The 15,543-nt window shown below is 58.0% G+C and carries 17 protein-coding genes; 11 read left to right on the top strand and 6 right to left on the bottom strand.

Annotated features, from left to right (window positions below; all coding sequences use genetic code 11):
• The first annotated feature begins 212 nt into the window (after positions 1-212).
• The gene (locus tag ACQY7U_RS22850) at positions 213-1,139 is read left to right on the top strand and encodes an arylamine N-acetyltransferase family protein (RefSeq protein WP_428649831.1); all 927 of its coding nucleotides are present in this window, start codon (positions 213-215) and stop codon (positions 1,137-1,139) included.
• Positions 1,140-1,350: 211 nt separating this feature from the next.
• A complete protein-coding gene (gene serA, locus ACQY7U_RS22845) occupies positions 1,351-2,595 on the top strand; it encodes a phosphoglycerate dehydrogenase (protein WP_428649829.1) in 1,245 nt (414 codons plus the stop codon).
• 316 nt (positions 2,596-2,911) lie between these two features.
• Here serA and ACQY7U_RS22840 read toward each other — a convergent pair whose 3' ends face one another.
• Complete coding sequence (locus ACQY7U_RS22840) at positions 2,912-4,168, bottom strand: GGDEF domain-containing protein (protein ID WP_428649825.1); 1,257 nt, start codon at positions 4,166-4,168, stop codon at positions 2,912-2,914.
• Between the two features lie 933 nt (positions 4,169-5,101).
• On the opposite strand from ACQY7U_RS22840, the gene ACQY7U_RS22835 reads away from it, so the two are divergent.
• The 7 genes from ACQY7U_RS22835 (at position 5,102) to ACQY7U_RS22805 (ending at position 10,591) form a co-directional block, all read left to right on the top strand.
• Complete coding sequence (locus ACQY7U_RS22835; RefSeq protein ID WP_428649822.1) at positions 5,102-6,676, top strand: putative bifunctional diguanylate cyclase/phosphodiesterase; 1,575 nt, start codon at positions 5,102-5,104, stop codon at positions 6,674-6,676.
• Between the two features lie 196 nt (positions 6,677-6,872).
• Positions 6,873-7,625: a pyridoxine 5'-phosphate synthase gene (locus ACQY7U_RS22830; protein ID WP_428649819.1), complete on the top strand. Its 753-nt coding sequence runs from the start codon at positions 6,873-6,875 to the stop codon at positions 7,623-7,625.
• Positions 7,622-8,206 (top strand): HD domain-containing protein, encoded by a 585-nt coding sequence (locus tag ACQY7U_RS22825; RefSeq protein ID WP_428649816.1) that lies wholly within the window; start codon positions 7,622-7,624, stop codon positions 8,204-8,206. Before ACQY7U_RS22830 ends, ACQY7U_RS22825 begins: the two co-directional genes overlap by 4 nt.
• 43 nt (positions 8,207-8,249) lie before the next feature.
• Positions 8,250-8,873, top strand: coding sequence for a LysE family translocator (locus ACQY7U_RS22820; RefSeq protein WP_428649813.1), 624 nt, complete (start codon positions 8,250-8,252; stop codon positions 8,871-8,873).
• 80 nt (positions 8,874-8,953) lie between these two features.
• The gene (locus ACQY7U_RS22815; protein ID WP_428649810.1) at positions 8,954-9,481 is read left to right on the top strand and encodes an NADPH-dependent FMN reductase; all 528 of its coding nucleotides are present in this window, start codon (positions 8,954-8,956) and stop codon (positions 9,479-9,481) included.
• Positions 9,482-9,581: 100 nt separating this feature from the next.
• A complete protein-coding gene (locus tag ACQY7U_RS22810; RefSeq protein WP_428649807.1) occupies positions 9,582-10,040 on the top strand; it encodes a DUF805 domain-containing protein in 459 nt (152 codons plus the stop codon).
• A 170-nt stretch (positions 10,041-10,210) separates the two neighbouring features.
• Positions 10,211-10,591 (top strand): DUF805 domain-containing protein, encoded by a 381-nt coding sequence (locus ACQY7U_RS22805; protein ID WP_428649805.1) that lies wholly within the window; start codon positions 10,211-10,213, stop codon positions 10,589-10,591.
• Positions 10,592-10,648: 57 nt separating this feature from the next.
• Here ACQY7U_RS22805 and ACQY7U_RS22800 read toward each other — a convergent pair whose 3' ends face one another.
• The 5 genes from ACQY7U_RS22800 to ACQY7U_RS22780 all read right to left on the bottom strand — a co-directional run bounded on the left by ACQY7U_RS22800 (position 10,649) and on the right by ACQY7U_RS22780 (position 14,395).
• Positions 10,649-11,452, bottom strand: a complete 804-nt coding sequence (locus ACQY7U_RS22800) for a siderophore-interacting protein (RefSeq protein ID WP_428649803.1) — start codon at positions 11,450-11,452, stop codon at positions 10,649-10,651.
• Positions 11,453-11,769: 317 nt separating this feature from the next.
• Positions 11,770-12,117: a hypothetical protein gene (locus tag ACQY7U_RS22795; protein ID WP_428649801.1), complete on the bottom strand. Its 348-nt coding sequence runs from the start codon at positions 12,115-12,117 to the stop codon at positions 11,770-11,772.
• A 672-nt stretch (positions 12,118-12,789) separates the two neighbouring features.
• A complete protein-coding gene (locus ACQY7U_RS22790) occupies positions 12,790-13,284 on the bottom strand; it encodes a YHS domain-containing (seleno)protein (RefSeq protein ID WP_428649798.1) in 495 nt (164 codons plus the stop codon).
• A gap of 156 nt (positions 13,285-13,440) precedes the next feature.
• A complete protein-coding gene (locus tag ACQY7U_RS22785; protein WP_428649796.1) occupies positions 13,441-14,046 on the bottom strand; it encodes a TetR/AcrR family transcriptional regulator in 606 nt (201 codons plus the stop codon).
• Positions 14,039-14,395: a darcynin family protein gene (locus ACQY7U_RS22780; protein ID WP_428649793.1), complete on the bottom strand. Its 357-nt coding sequence runs from the start codon at positions 14,393-14,395 to the stop codon at positions 14,039-14,041. Before ACQY7U_RS22780 ends, ACQY7U_RS22785 begins: the two co-directional genes overlap by 8 nt.
• 167 nt (positions 14,396-14,562) lie before the next feature.
• On the opposite strand from ACQY7U_RS22780, the gene gatC reads away from it, so the two are divergent.
• Entirely contained in the window at positions 14,563-14,850 is a 288-nt protein-coding gene (gatC, locus tag ACQY7U_RS22775) for an Asp-tRNA(Asn)/Glu-tRNA(Gln) amidotransferase subunit GatC (RefSeq protein WP_428649790.1), read from the top strand.
• A gap of 48 nt (positions 14,851-14,898) precedes the next feature.
• Positions 14,899-15,543: amidase (locus ACQY7U_RS22770; protein ID WP_428649787.1), on the top strand; the 645-nt coding region annotated here is incomplete at its 3' end.

Raw genomic sequence — 15,543 nt, 5'->3', positions numbered from 1 at the left:
CTGGTGGAAGTCTCCCGCACCGGCGTCGCCGCCGTCCAGCGGGGCGCCGAAGGGCTCTGAGGGCTCTGCTCTTGCTTGAAATGGAAGACCCGCCGCCAACCAGCGGCGGGTCTTTTGTTATGTACAATCCTTTGAAGAACTTATTCCCCCAGCTCCCTCATCCTGAGAAGGACCGCCAGGTCCGTCTCGAAGGATAAAGATGAGGGTTGGCCGTGTCGCAACAAATTGCCGAGAAGATCACGGAGAGGCTAGGCATTCTTGGCAAGGTCGATTTCCCCTCCTACATGAAGGCTACTTGTCCCAAGATGGATCCGCCCATGCCCTTCGACCTGCCCGCCTATCTTGACCGCATCGGCCTTGTCCATTGCTCCTCCGACCTCACCGGCCTGAAGGCCCTGCAGGCGGCGCAGATCAGCGCAATCCCGTTCGAAAACGTGCTGCCCTTTCTGGGAAAGGTTCCGGAACTTGACCCGGACAGCCTCTGGAAAAAACTCATTGCGGACCGCTGCGGCGGCTATTGTTTCGAGTTGAACTCGCTGTTAGAAGACGCCCTCTCCGCACTCGGCTTTTCCGCGCGCAAGGTACTCGCGCGGGTGCGCATGGGCGCTGCCGAAGGCGGGGCCAGATCGCACCTCGCCTTTGTTGTCCCGCTGGAGGGTACCGAGTGGCTGGTCGATACCGGCTTCGGCGGTCAGGCGCCTGCGGAGCCGGTCAGGATAAGCGACGAGCCCCAGCAGATACGCGACCAGGTCTACCGAATTCGCCATGAGGAAAGCTCCGGCGAGCATGTGCTGGAGCGCCTGACCATCGAGGGCTGGTTTCCGCTCTACGGCTTCGATCGTGTGGAGGTGCGTTCCGTGGACATCGAAGCCGCCAACTATCTTTGCGCCACCTCCCCGCACCAGTCCTTTGCGGCCAGCCTGAAATTCTATCGGCTGACGGCCGGCGGCTTCATCAGCTTTCTGGACGGCCGGGCCCGTGTCACCTTGCGTGATGAAAAGCGGGAATGGCAGGTCGTTGGCAATGAAGCCTTGACCCGGTTTCTGCGGCAGGATCTGGATCTCGGCTACGACAACGGCATTATTCGGGCCTTGTCGGAGCGGCTAGAAACCTTGGTGAACGAGGCGCCCCCGGGCTGAACGGCCGGAACCGCCTGGAACACCGCCACTATCTCCAAACTTTGCCCTGAAAGAGATCGCGCCTCCTCGGCAACAGCGACAATAAGCCCGCGCAGACAGCGAAACTCTCCCCGCGACGCCCTAGACGCGACGCCAATGAGCGCGTATACGACACGCGCGTTTCAGCGCCTCCAAGGCGTGATTCAACCATCAGATCAGAAGGCCATCCGCCATGATGCACGGTCTCTCCCGGCCGAAAAACCAGATCCGCTGGCTGCTGCTGGAAGGCATTTCGCCGACCGCGCGCGCGGTTCTGGAGAGAAACGGTTACACCAATGTGGAAGTCCTGTCCGGAGCGCTGGAAAAAGACGCGCTGATCGAGAAACTGCAGGGCGTGCAGATGCTCGGCATCCGCTCCCGCACCCAGGTCACCGAAGAGGTGCTGGAAGCCGCCAAAAGCCTCGTGGCCGTCGGCTGCTTTTCCGTCGGCACCAACCAGGTCGACCTCAAGGGCGCGCTGACCCGTGGCATTCCCGTCTTCAACGCCCCCTTCTCCAACACCCGTTCGGTGGCGGAACTGACGATCGCCGAGATCGTGATGCTGATGCGCGGGGTCTTCCCCAAGTCCACCGCTGCCCACGAGGGCCGCTGGCTGAAAACCGCCACCGGCTCCCATGAAGTGCGCGGCAAGACGCTCGGCATCATCGGCTACGGCAACATCGGCACCCAGCTTTCCAACCTTGCCGAAGCCATGGGCCTCAGGGTGATCTATTTCGACCTCGTCGACAAGCTGCAACACGGCAACGTCATGCCGACGGACAGCCTGGACGCTCTTCTGTCCGCTTCCGACGTCGTCTCCCTGCATGTTCCGGACACGCAGGCAACGCGCAACATGTTCGGCGCGGACGAAATCGCCAAGATGAAGAAAGGCGCCTTCCTGATCAACAACGCCCGCGGCAAGGTGGTCGACATCGAGGCGCTCGCAGCGGCCTTGAAATCGGGCCATCTGGCGGGTGCCGCCGTCGACGTCTTCCCGGTCGAACCGAAGTCCAACAAGGACGAGTTCGTCTCGCCCCTGCGCGGCCTGGACAATGTCATCCTGACCCCGCATGTCGGCGGCTCCACGGAAGAGGCCCAGGACCGGATCGGCGAGGAAGTCTCCAAGCGGCTGGTGGAATACTCCGACGTCGGCTCGACCATCGGCGCGGTCTCCTTCCCCCAGGTTCAGCTTCCAAAGGGCACGGACGCAACGCGCTTCATCCAGATGCACCACAATGCACCGGGCGCGATGCGCACCCTCAACGACCTTTTCACACGGCACAACCTCAACATCTTCGCCCAGTACATGCAGTCCCATCAGGACATCGGCTACGTGGTGATGGATGTCGACAGTCCGGTTCAGGATCCGGTGAAGATCCTGGAAGAGATCCGCGCCCTGCCGAACACGATCCGCGCAAGACTGCTCAACCGCGTCTGAGGCGAATTCGAAATAAGAAAAAAAAGCCCCGGAACTCCGCCGGGGCTTTTGTTTGAGGACGAACCCCGAATATCTCCATCCCGGACGCCGCGCAGCGAGGAATCGGGATCGGAGAGCCGAGAAACTGACGATTTTGAACTGAAGAAAACAGAAGAAATCGTGCCTTCCCGGCCACGCTCGCGCTTCACTTGACCGGGATGACTGCGTCAGGGAAATAGCCCTGCCGGCAGCCTGAACTGCGGCGGTTCCGCAAAGCTTTCTTTTATTTCAACCTCTTTATTGCCGGACCGCTTGCGATCATTCCAAGAGATGCAGCTCACTCAAGGCCCGGGCCGAAGACCCGGTTCCGGCCCTGCTTCTTCGCCTCATAAAGCCTGAGGTCCGCTTTCCGGAACAGGTCTTCGATGGTGGCGCCGTCTTCCGGCGCACCGGCAACGCCGATGCTGACGGTCACCTTCTCCGGCAGATAAACAGCACTGAATCGCTCGACGGTCTTTCGCAGCCGCTCGGCCAGCGAGGTCGCTCCTTCGATCGGCAGCTTCTCGCACAGAAGAACGAATTCCTCGCCGCCTACCCGGTAAAGGTGATCGTCGGAGCGCAGGTTTTCCGTCAGAAGGCGCGAAACGGTCTTGAGGATTTCGTCGCCGGCCTGATGGCCATGGCGGTCGTTGACCTGCTTGAAATGGTCGATATCGATCACAAGCATCGAAAGAGCCCGGCCTTCCTCGAGGCTTCGCGCCAGAATTTTCGGCGCCTTGGCATCATATTGGCTGCGGTCCAGCGCTCCGGTCAGGTGATCCCGGATGGATGCTTCCAGCAGTTGCTGGTAGCGCTCGCGGTAGGTCAGAACATGGAAAACGTCTTTGAACGGGCGGTTGCCGATCCAACTCTTTTCGTCGTCGAAATACTTCAGATAGAGGACAAAAAGCACCGTATAGACCGCGGTCGCAACCATCTTGGCCACCCAGCCGCCGAAGAAGACATGCCATGGCGCGTCGGAAACATAGTGCAGCGCCAGGAAGAAGCCCGCCTGGTCGAAGGTCAGAACGACCGCCCCGCACACCAGGAACCGGAAAACCAGATGGCGTCCGAACCAGTCGCCGATACGCTCGTAAAGCACGATGATCGCAATCGCATCGATGAAGAGCAGAATGGTGCCCCAGACCATCAGAAGCCCCATCTCGTCGATGAAGGCAATATCCGGACTGCGTCCGTCCGTCACGACAATCGTTTCGTGGAACCGCAGGATCATGACCAGACCGACGATCAGGAAATTGCCGATGAGAAGACCGTAGATCGGTTGCCGCGCGATCAGAGCATCCTCGCGGATGTAAAGCAGCAGGATCATCAACAGCTTGCCGGAAAAGAGCACGGTCGAACCCGGCGAAACGATGCCGAAGGGAAGCTGGATGTAGAAAACGCTGGCGAGATAGGTTTCCAGAAAATGCATGACGCCGAGCGCGCACATGAAAACGCCGATCCCGATCGACGCCCGGGCCCGGAGCAGGCTCATCATGACGGTGAAATAGACCGCTGCCTGAGCGAAAAGAAGAAGTGCGTTTTGAGTGGCCATGTCTTGTTCTGCTGGAATTTCGCCAATTGGTTACAGTGTATGCATTGATTCCCTTGTTGAGACGCATTGAAAAAATAGAATCGCAAACGTGTTCATAATCAATTGGAAAATCGGCCAACCGCCTGCAAGACTTGCGGAAACCCGCAAGTGGAACCGCCCCGCGCGCACCTGCGTCCGATTGCGGGCTCGTCGTTTACTGGATTAGACCCCACATCTCAAAGTTGAACATCCGAATTGTGACCCGGACACGATGACCTTCCTGAAATTTTGCCGGACGAAGCCTTGAGAACGCCAGGGAGTTTTGCCGGAAACATGGCGACCCCAGCCGAACTCAAACGGACCTCACCGGATTTCACAGCAAAGCTGAAAACACTTGCTCCTTTCATCAAAATTGACGTTACCGGCCCCTCGACGAAACGGTCAGGACGACCGCTTGTGCGGTATTCCCCGGCGCTTCCGGAGGTTCCGCTTTTTCCTCGACGGCAGTCGAAGCGCTGAAGAGCATTCATGCCGGTTGAACGATTTTGAAAGGGCCATCCTGCCAGACACCGCCCTCCCCGCGGACTGTTCATGATCCGGACGATCCTGTCACAGACAGGCAGACCGGTCGCACTTGCCCGAGAGGTTGTCCAGGAAAGCGTTTCCGGCTGGACGGGTCTTGCCCGGCGAAGGCCCGTGCCGCCAAACCACGAAGCCTTGTCCCCGCCTTGACTGTTACAGACCTAATTCAGATGTATTCGCAAAAACAATTTGCCCAATTATAATACGTATTATTAGCAATGAAGCTCAACAAAAATACCGACGATAAAAACAACTAATTCATCTTTTCTTGTTAATATGCAAAAACAACCACTTTATTCACGTTCGTGAAACTTGTTCATTGGGATAAAGCGCTGCACTGACCTACCTCCAGCTGCCATTATTGGAAGCGTCATGCGAAAGACATTTGAAAATCTCTTGTCTTCAAGTTCTTTCCGGGACGCGTCCGTCATTTCCATTGCGGCGTTGCTGATTTGGCTGACCGCCGTCGAAAGCGATCTCTACGAGCGCTTTCACCAATACATAATAGCGCATGAAGACAAGGAACTTGACGAAGTTCTGATTGCTTTCCTCATAGTAGGCCTTGCCGGATATGTTTTTGCCATCAGGCGTCTGCTGGATTTGAAGAAGGAAGCAAAGGCTCGGAGCCAGGCGGAGATCAAGGCCAGATGGATCGCCTATCACGACTTTCTCACAGGTCTTCCGAACAGGCGCTTCTTCGAGGAATCTTCTGAAGAACATATTCTCGACAATCTCAAGTCTGATGCCTATTCCGTCATTGCCATCGATCTTGACGGCTTCAAGCAGGTCAATGATCTGGTTGGCCATGAAGGCGGAGATTATTTGCTCAAGACTGTCTCCGAACGGCTTGTAGCGGCCTTTCCGGGCGAAGTTGTCGTCCGACTCGGAGGCGACGAATTCGTTGTCGTGGCTTCCGGAAACGAGCGAGAGCGTATCCGGGAAAAGTGTTCAGAAACGATCCACACACTCACCCAGCCGATGACGATCTCCGGCGTGCATGTCGAAATCGGCGCCTGCACCGGTTACGCCTGCTATCCGCAGGATGGCGACAGCCTGAAATCGCTTTCCTTGTGCGCCGATATCGCCCTCTACGCGGCCAAGCGCGAGGGGCGCAACACCGTCAAGGCGTATCAACCGGGCATGAGCGAACAGCTGAAACGGCGCGCGGAGCTTGAAGGAAGTCTTCGTGTAGCGGTGCGGAGAGGCGAAATCATACCGCACTACCAGCCGATGGTGGTCCTTCAGACAGGCGAGATCAGGGGCTTTGAGGCGCTCTCCCGCTGGCAGAGAAACGGAAACGGCGCAGCTAATGTCTCTCCGGCAACCTTTTTTCCCCTGGCGGAAGAAGTCGGGCTGATCGTCGAATTGTCGGAACAGGTTCTGCGCAAAGCCTGCCTGGATGCCGCCAGGTGGCACGGTGACGTCAAGCTTTCCTTCAACCTTTCAGCTGCCTTGCTATGCGACCGGCTGATCGCAAGCCGCATCCTGATGATACTGAGCGAAACCGGACTGGATCCGGCGAGGCTGGAACTGGAAGTCACCGAAAATGCGCTTGTCCGGGACGTCGATCTGGCGAGCGAGATATTCGCTGCTTTACAGGCCGAGGGCATCACTATCGCGCTTGACGATTTCGGTACCGGGTATTCGAGCTTGTCCCAACTTTCGAAAATCTCGTTTGACAAGATCAAGATCGACCGGAGTTTCATCAACTCATTCGAGCAGGACGAGACGAAATACGGCATCGTCAAGACCATGATCTCGCTCGCACACGGGCTTGGAATAGATACGGTTGCAGAAGGTTTGGAAACGGAAGGACAACTCCTGAAGCTTAAGGAACTCGGGTGCAAATATGCGCAGGGTTTCCTCTACAGCGAAGCCGTTCCCGCCAGCCAGGTCGAAACTTTGATGGAAGAGTTCGCCCTCTCCGACATCAAGTCTTGTGGCTGACACGCGTCGGAACACCGTCCCATGCATGACGCCACGAACCCTCGCTGACTGAAGGACCGGGCAAGCTCCCGGTACGTTGCAGGATTGTCTCTAGTGACAATTTCACGTTTGACTTCAAGAGTTTTTGCAACAATCTTGGCACTCTGATCCAACAGCTTGAATCAATTCTTCAGCCGCTTTATCCGGATTTTCTACCATGTCTTCCGTCTCGCGCCTCTCCGTCAACGTCAATGCCGTCGCCATGCTACGCAACCGCCGTGACCTGCCCTGGCCGAGTGTCACCGGACTCGCGGCCATCGCAATGGAAGCAGGCGCCAAGGGCATTACCGTGCACCCGCGCCCGGACGAGCGCCATATCCGCAAGACGGATGTGTTCGAATTGGCCGAACTCATCGAGGACCGGTTCCCGAACAAGGAACTCTGCCTGGAAGGCTATCCGGCGCCCGACTTCTTGAAGCTGGTGGAAGAGGCCCGGCCCGAGCAGGTGCTGTTCGTCCCGGACGATCCGGAGCAGACCACCTCCGACCACGGCTGGGACTTTTCAAAGGACACGGGCGTTCTGGAAACGGCGATTGCCGCTACCAAGGAATGGGCCGTCACTGTTTCGCTTTTCTGCGATCCGGACCCGGCCGCGCCCGAACATGCTGCCAGGGTAGGTGCCGAGCGGATCGAGATTTATACCGGCCCCTATGGCGGCTGTTATGACGATCCGGCCCGTGCGACAAAGGAACTCGACAGGATCGTGGCGACCGCGGAAGCTGCCAGAAGCTGCGGCCTCGGCGTCAATGCGGGCCACGATCTGACGGTGGAAAACATTCCGGCCTTGCTCGCCAGGGCCCCCTTCATCCGGGAAATGTCCATCGGCCACGGCTTTGCCGCCGATGCCCTGATCCACGGCTTCGCCGCAAGCGTGCAGCGGTTCAGAAAAGCCATGGGCGAAGTTGAATGACCGATACGCTCGCCCGGCAGGTCCGTTTTCTGCTGGAAGCCGACAAGCTCAAGGAAGTCGTCCGGCTCAACCAGCTTTCCGGCGGCAGCCGCCGCGAGACGACGGCTGAACACTGCTGGCACGTCATTCTGCAGACCCTGACGCTGGCCGATCACGCCGGGGACGGCACGGACATCAGCCATGTCGTCCGTCTGCTCGCCGTTCACGATCTGGTCGAGATCGACGCCGGCGATCATTGGGTCACGAACGACAACAGAGCCGAAATCAAGGTCCGGGAACAGGCCGCCGCCGAACGGGTGTTCTCGCTGCTGCCGCCGGATCAGGCACTGGACTTCAGGAACCTGTGGCTGGAATTCGAGGCTTGCGAAACACCGGAAGCCCGGTTTGCCAACGCCATGGATGCCCTGCACCCGATGGTGCTCGTCTTTGCCTCGGGCCTGGACGATCCGACCCATGAACCGATGTCAGCCGCCGACCTGCGCCGCACGAAAGAAGCCCGCCTCGCTCCCTTCCCCGGTCTTTGGGACTACGCCCGGGACCTTCTCGACCAGGCCGTTCGCGACGGACGCCTCCTGCCCTGATCTTCCCTCCGCCGTTTCGCGGCTTCGATTCACGAGTTTTACAATGCCGATCGATCTCTGGCTCCTGTTTGTCGCCGTATCACTTCTGCCTGCCATCAGCCCCGGCCCAGCCGTCATGCTGGCGCTATCCAACACGCTGCGGTTCGGGCGCAATGCGACGCTTGCCTCGGCAACGGGCAATGCCATCGGGCTTGTGGTTCTCGGCTTCGCGGTAGCTTTCGGCTTCGGCGCCGTCATGGCAACCTCCGCTTTGGCGTTCACGGTCCTGAAGGTTATCGGTGCTGTCTATCTGGTCTTCCTCGGCCTCAAGGTCTGGCGCGACAAGACCACCTTTCAGATGCAAGACGGTGTCATGATTGCCCGCAAGAGCAACTGGAAGCTGTTTCTGGAAGCCTTCTTCGTCTCGGTCACCAATCCCAAGGCCATACTTGTCATCACCGCGCTTTTCCCGCAGTTCGTCCGCTCCGGAGGCATCAACCTTCTGGAAATTAGCATTCTGTCGGTCACCTACGCCGGGCTGTGCTTTGCCAATCACGTGGCAATCGCTTTCGCGGGCGCGCAACTGCGCCGTTTCCTGACCTCTGCCCGGCGCATGCTGTGGGTGCGGCGGATAACCGGCGGACTGTTTGTCGGCTTCGGCACCGCCCTTGCGGCCGCCAGCCGCTGACATTGCAAAGGGTATCGGGGGATCACAGGCAGCCGCGAATCCGGTAGCCTCACTGCCTTCTCACCGAACGGGGCGTCCCCTTGCCATTCCAGATCCTGACCTTTTGCGGCAGCTTGCGTGCCGCCTCTTCGAACCGCGCCCTGCTGGACGCGGTTGAACAGCTTGCTCCTGAGGGCACAACTGTCCGGCACTACAGGGGCATCGCCGGCCTTCCGCATTTCACGCCCGACCTTGATCAGGACAACCTGCTTCCGGCGGACGCAAGAGATTTGCGCCAGCAGGTGGCCGAAGCCGACGGATTGCTCTTTGCCGTGCCCGAATACATGCATTGCCTGCCCGGCAGCTTCAAGAACGCACTCGACTGGATGGTCGGGTGCCAGCGCTTTCCGGGAAAGCCGGTCGCCCTCGCCCATGTCACGGCCCGTCACGCCTTTGCGCCAGCACAACTGGAAGACGTTCTGAAGACCATGTCGGCACGTATCGTTAACGAGGCCGGGTTCAATCTCGACCTGAAAACCAATCAGCTCGATGCGGCGGCAATCTGTGCCGATTCCGGATACGCAGAGACTATCCGCACCGCGCTTTCAAGGTTCGGCGCCGCTCTTTGACGAGGTGTTGCGACAGCGCGAGACTTCAAAACCCTGAGTTTATTTTCACTTCAGCTTAACACGCCTGGGTTTACCTGCCTCCCGCATTGGGAGAAGCAGAATGATGTCACTTTTCGATCCGTTTCACGGGCGGATTAATCGCCTGCAATGGTGGCTGCTTCAGTTCGCAATTTTCGGAATTGCGATCGGCGGCATGATAACGACGATCTTCCTTTTCGCAGACAAGAACTCCTCGGAGGGCAGCCGCACGACCGGAGAAATGATCAGTCTCGGGTTTGTATTTTGTCTGATGATCTACATGAATTTCTCGACCTGTCTGAACAGGTTGAGAGATACCGGCAGAAGCGGCTTCTGGTATCTGACCTTCCTGCTTCCCACGGCCGGAACCGGCCTGATGGTCTATTTTTGCGGCATCGAACGCGGCAAGGGTTCTTCACCATCCATATGGACATCTGTCCGCCCGGAGCCTGTCCCCCAAGACCAACACACGCCAAGAACCACGGCAAACGGTCCGAGGCGGGAATTCGGACGAAGAGCAGTCGGCACTCAGTCCCGGTAGCCGGAATTCCGAATGCGGTTTCGAATCTGTTCCTTATTCTGGAAAAGGCCGCAGTCCTCGAATTGGTTCCTCACCAAGCCCCTGACAAGCCGCGGTTGAAACAACCTATAATTTATGTTTATTTTATTACACCCTTAGATTTAACCCTATTTCATGTCGGGAGAAGCGGGATGGTGGCATTGATCAATCCGTTCCATGGACGCATCAACCGTCTCCAGTGGTGGATGTATCAGCTGGTAATATTGGTATTTACGGCCATCGGATTTGTTTGCATCGGCCTATATTTCGCGGATTCGCACGGTCCGGATTTCAAGTTGTCCGATGACGAGATCGTGGCCCTCGTTCTTCTTATTTTCCTTAATCTCAATATGAACTTCTCGACCTGCATCAACAGGCTACGGGATACCGGCAGAAGCGGCTTCTGGTACATCGCATTTCTCGGACCAACGTTTGGAACGGCGCTGATGATCTACTTTTGCGGCATCGAACCGGGAAAGAAGGACCCGCCCGTTCCCGCTGCAACCAATCCAAACGTTCAGATGATTACCTGAACTTTCTTCTTGCAGTCGCCTGGCACAGCGGCGGAAGCTGGTCAGCATTGCGCTGCCTCATGCAGCAGCAGTTTCCGCCCGTTTTATTTTCTGGTGCTCATCCTCGACCAGGCCGATCTTCCAGTATCCGGAGATATAAGTATTCTTTCTCGGCACCTTGCGCTCGTTGCGGAGATGGTCCCTCAAGGCACGAATGACCGAGCTTTCTCCGGCGATACAGGTCTGAACGGCACCAGCGGGCCAGGCCATTTCCCTGATGAAATCGATCTGTGCCGTTGACGGCATGTGCACGTTGTCCTGGATCAGCCAGTGCACCTCAACACTCTCTGGTGCCTCGACAGGTCGGATGTCATCCCGCGAAGGAACTTCAAAAACCGCAACGCCCCTGGCGTCCTTCGGCAGCGCCTCCAATGTCGCCTCGGCGACAGGCAGCGCAGAAAGATCGGCGGCAATCAGGTACCAGTCCGCATAAAACTCGGTAATCTTCGGCTGGCTCGGTCCGAAAAAGCCGAGAAAAGAGCCTTCCCGTGCCTGCTGTGCCCAGCGTGTTGCCGGCCCCTCATCACCATGTGCAACAAAGTCGATGTCCAGTTCGAGACTGTCCTTCCGGAAGGCTCGCACGGTGTAGGTCCGCACCGGATGGATATTATCGGCAGGCCCCTCCGGACCGAAATGAGCGTCGAAATCCTCACGGCTTTCGCCCTCGCGCGGCAGCACAAGTTTGCAGTTGGCACCTTCATGGCCTTCCGGAAATCCCTCCAGTTCCGGTCCGGCAAAGGTCACACGGATCATGTGGGGGCTGAGATAACGGGAAGTTCTGACGGTGAATATCTTCGGACGGCGTTTCTGTGGAGTGGCCACGGGCACCTCTTAAATGCTGAATACAATACTCAGGATTTAACATTGACCGTTGTATATTGAAAGGGTGTGACCGTTAGAAAATGGGAAACACACCGTCACCGCCCGGATGGGGCTCCCTAAACGATGATCCGTTGAACCCAACCCTTCAGTTTCAGCTTCTGAGAATAGAGGTGTCCACCTTTGTGATAGTGGACACCATTGGGGAAGCCATGGAGATTGAGCGGAGGCAACATCGCTGCAGAATTCAGAAGATGAGCATGATGTGCCGGGAAGCGCTGAAGCTTCGGGGTTCAGTTGCGGGAATTTCCCGCAGACACTCAGTGCTCAAATCCTTTCATACGCCAGAGCTGCTTATGCATTTCACCTAACGTTTTGAACATCGAAATATAAAGTCTCTCTCTCGTGCGCGTACAGCAAGTCGCATAGAGCGCCCCTAGCGCCGCCCCGACCCTGGATAAATCGTCTATGTAAGCGTCAATCTTGTTCGCACTTACTGACGTCGGCTCATTTGAAACAGCGCCGAGCTTCTCGATTTCTTCCCCAAGATTGATCATTTTTTCGCTGCGTTCTGCCAGGCAACACGTCTTTCTCAGCTTTTCAAGAGTATCCTTGCAGTCCGAGACAAGTGCTGAAATCCCTTGGGTTTCATCTGATTGATCAAGCATTCCGGAACCCTCTGTTCGTCTATCTATCCAGCTCTGCTCTACAGGGTCCTCTTACTGGATGGTCAAGCACAATTCGCGCCACAGACCTACTGCGGTCAATGCGCATCAGGGCAACCACCCGGTCATTGAACTGGCTCAAGTTGTGTCACACACGATATTCGCCAAACTACGAAGCCATCGAATGACCTTTGAACATCATTTGAAGCAATCCCATCCCTCGGTACGTTCAGCATCGTATTGTTGTCGGGAAGCGGTTCATTGTCTTTGCAGGCGAGCCACCGAATGCGGCTAGCCGCAGAGCGGGTTTGAATCTCCTATTCAGAGCCTTTGTGCTCAAGCCTGCTTAAAAGTGCCATGTCCGGCTCGCGCCAGGACTGCCCGGGAGGCGATGGTGGGCAAGATCCATTGTCGGCAAAAAGCCCGCTTGAAAGCGGGCTTGATACCGTTGACGAACCTGGGCACTGTCCTTGGCCGCCCCGGCCAAGCGAAGCGTGAGCCGGAACCGGAGAGGCGATACCCTTGATGTCGGTTCACTTCCAGGTCGATGGTTTCCGGTTCTCCGCTCGCGGATCTTCTCTAAGCGCGTCCGCGAAGTCGAAACCGGGACTTGTCATCAAGTTGAGCGCCCCGATACGGGTTGTCTCCCTTCCTGTGACATCACATTGAACCCGGTCATTCACGGATAATCGGCTCTTTCAGATCCGCCGGATTTTTGTCGCCGATGATTTCCCAGTTCAAGTTAGCCTTGCGGATATAGCCCGGCACATCCTCCTCGAACCGGTCCTGCACCGTCAGGGAATTGTTGAGGTAAAGCTTGCCGTCGACGATTGACCAGGCCTCCGGCACGACCGGAACCTTGAAACCCATGGCGGCTCCGAATACGCAGAACCCGCCGAATTGCGGGGCGTATTTGGCGGGATCCGCAGCAAAGGCGTCCCGGTTTGCAGCCGACGAGAATTTCCAGGTCACATCGTCATATGTGAAGGTGAAGTCGTCCGAGCCCGCGACCGGTTTGCCTTGCGTGAAATAGGCGACCGGGTCCGTGCCACCTATTGCAGCACCGTTTTTGGTGAAGGTCGTGATCTCGTCGGCCGCGGCGGAAAAAGCGGCGGCGGAAAAAAGCGCGGTCAGTCCCAGGAGAACGGACTTGGAAGTGTAAAGAGGCATCGGTGTCTCCGTTGGCGGATGGGTCTGAAAATCCAATGACCGGTACAAACCGGCATCGGACGGCTGCAACCATGTCGCCCAGCACAAAGGAAAGCCAATCACCCTTGATCACAGAGCCGCCAATGGAGTGCTAGCAAATCGTGAAGACGGGCCACTTCACATTCCGGGGAGCCCCGCATGAGGAACCGGATCGCGCGGTGCCACCAGCCCGAGAACCAGGTAGATCGCCCGTTCGATGTCTTCCCCGTCGATCCGCACATTGCGCAAGAGTAGCCGGAAATAGACAAAGCCAAGCAGCAGGTCGATGCGCGCTTCCATGTCGGCTTCGAAGGGCGTTGCTACAAAAATCTGCCTAAGGATCAGCCGCCGGTTCGCCTCCGCCTCATCCAGCACCTGCGCGAGTGCCGGAACCCGGCGGTAGGGAACCAGCGCCCGAATGGCACCGCCCAGCGGCGTTTCCTGCAAGGTCGTCACGGTGTTCTGAAGACAAATACGCAGGTCTTCCGCAACGCTCCCCCGCTGGGGCGATGCCGGATTGGCGCTTTCAAGGGCGTGTTCGACGGCGGCAGCGATCAGCTCCGCCTTGTCGCCGAAGCGGCGGTAGACCGCCTGCTTGCTGGTTCTGGCCCGTGCCGCGACGGCGGCAAGGGTTGTCTTCTCATAGCCGTTCTCGGCGAGTTCGGCGAGCGTTGCCTGAAGGAGGGCCGCCGTCACCCGGCCCTCCTGCGGCCGGCCAGCGGGTGTCTGCCGGACGTCAGCCATCGAGGGTTTCCTCGTAATCGCGAAACCCATTCTCGATTCCGAGTGTCTCATTGGCGATCCGCGCATAGGGTTTTGAGAAAATTTCCGTGTCCCTCAACTCCTCCCAAAGGTGATGATAGGCCCGCATGTCGGAAAAACGGCAGATGACGAAATCCGAATAGCCGCTTCCGAGCGCATCCGCATCAAACCAGTCGAAGGAGACCCCGGGATGACGGGCGAGGATTTCTCCGATCCCTTCGGCACGGGCGCTTCTTTCCTCCCGTGGCAAGGCCAGCCAGGTCGGTTCGATCGTCAGATAGACGACAGCGGCCATAGGCAGGGGGCGGATCGTTTCCGGAGCGTTGGACATGCGCTTTTCCTATTACGGTTCTGGCTGGTACCGAAATATGTGAAATGCCGCCGGATTGCAAGCCGGAACGCTTGTTCCAGGCCTTGCTTCGCGGCTAACAGAAGGCAGAACGTGTGGTGACGGCAGATTGTCCACCGGAGCCCGCGCCGAACGAACAAGAGGTCAAAATGTCTGTTGATACCGATACGGTCAAACGCGTTGCCCGTCTCGCCCGGATCAAGGTGAGCGACGATGACGCCACCCGCATGACCAGCGAACTGAATGCCATTCTCGGCTTCGTCGAGCAGCTCGACGAAGTGAACATCGAGGGTGTCGAACCGCTCACTTCCGTTGTCGAACAGACCATGAAGAAGCGCGCGGACGGTGTCACCGACGGCAACAAGGCGAACGACATCACGCAGAACGCACCTGCATCGGAAGACAATTTCTTCATGGTGCCGAAAGTCGTCGAATAAGCCGCCCGACCTGACACGGCGGATCACCGCCACGTACGAGATTTTTTCATGACCGACCTGACCAAACTGACCATTGCCGAGGCCCGTGAAGGGCTAAAGAACAAGGACTACACCTCGCTGGAACTCACCGAGGCGTTCCTCGGCAACATCGAAGCAGCCAACAGCGCCCTCAACGCCTATGTGGCGGTGACCGCCGACCAGGCCCGCGACATGGCCAAGGCCTCCGACGACAAGCTCGCAAAGGGCGAAGGCGGCGCGCTCGAAGGCATTCCGCTCGGCATCAAGGACCTCTTCGCCACCAAGGGCGTCCACACCCAGGCCTGCAGCCACATTCTCGACGGTTTCAAGCCGCCGTATGAATCCACCGTGACGTCCAACCTTTGGGCCGACGGCGCCGTCATGCTCGGCAAGCTGAACATGGACGAGTTTGCCATGGGCTCTTCCAACGAGACCTCCTACTACGGCCCGGTGATCAACCCGTGGCGCAAGAAGGGCTCCAACCAGGATCTGGTTCCGGGCGGCTCTTCCGGTGGCTCCGCTGCTGCCGTTGCCGCGCGCATGTGCATGGGCGCCACCGCGACCGATACCGGCGGCTCGATCCGCCAGCCGGCCGCCTTCACAGGCACGGTCGGCATCAAGCCGACCTATGGCCGCTGTTCGCGCTGGGGCGTTGTCGCCTACGCGTCTTCCCTG

The sequence above is a fragment of the Roseibium sp. genome (genome assembly GCF_050301095.1).
GTDB lineage: Bacteria > Pseudomonadota > Alphaproteobacteria > Rhizobiales > Stappiaceae > Roseibium.
The sequence above is the reverse complement of the archived record's forward strand: the minus strand, read 5'-3'. Positions and strand labels throughout refer to the sequence as shown.

Coding starts and splice junctions, on each gene's coding strand:
- serA (WP_428649829.1), top strand. CDS start 1,351: ATGATGCACGGTCTCTCCCGGCCGAAAAACCAGATCCGCTGGCTGCTG.
- ACQY7U_RS22840 (WP_428649825.1), bottom strand. CDS start 4,168: ATGGCCACTCAAAACGCACTTCTTCTTTTCGCTCAGGCAGCGGTCTAT.
- ACQY7U_RS22835 (WP_428649822.1), top strand. CDS start 5,102: ATGCGAAAGACATTTGAAAATCTCTTGTCTTCAAGTTCTTTCCGGGAC.
- ACQY7U_RS22830 (WP_428649819.1), top strand. CDS start 6,873: ATGTCTTCCGTCTCGCGCCTCTCCGTCAACGTCAATGCCGTCGCCATG.
- ACQY7U_RS22825 (WP_428649816.1), top strand. CDS start 7,622: ATGACCGATACGCTCGCCCGGCAGGTCCGTTTTCTGCTGGAAGCCGAC.
- ACQY7U_RS22820 (WP_428649813.1), top strand. CDS start 8,250: ATGCCGATCGATCTCTGGCTCCTGTTTGTCGCCGTATCACTTCTGCCT.
- ACQY7U_RS22810 (WP_428649807.1), top strand. CDS start 9,582: ATGATGTCACTTTTCGATCCGTTTCACGGGCGGATTAATCGCCTGCAA.
- ACQY7U_RS22805 (WP_428649805.1), top strand. CDS start 10,211: ATGGTGGCATTGATCAATCCGTTCCATGGACGCATCAACCGTCTCCAG.
- ACQY7U_RS22795 (WP_428649801.1), bottom strand. CDS start 12,117: ATGCTTGATCAATCAGATGAAACCCAAGGGATTTCAGCACTTGTCTCG.
- ACQY7U_RS22790 (WP_428649798.1), bottom strand. CDS start 13,284: ATGCCTCTTTACACTTCCAAGTCCGTTCTCCTGGGACTGACCGCGCTT.
- ACQY7U_RS22785 (WP_428649796.1), bottom strand. CDS start 14,046: ATGGCTGACGTCCGGCAGACACCCGCTGGCCGGCCGCAGGAGGGCCGG.
- ACQY7U_RS22780 (WP_428649793.1), bottom strand. CDS start 14,395: ATGTCCAACGCTCCGGAAACGATCCGCCCCCTGCCTATGGCCGCTGTC.
- gatC (WP_428649790.1), top strand. CDS start 14,563: ATGTCTGTTGATACCGATACGGTCAAACGCGTTGCCCGTCTCGCCCGG.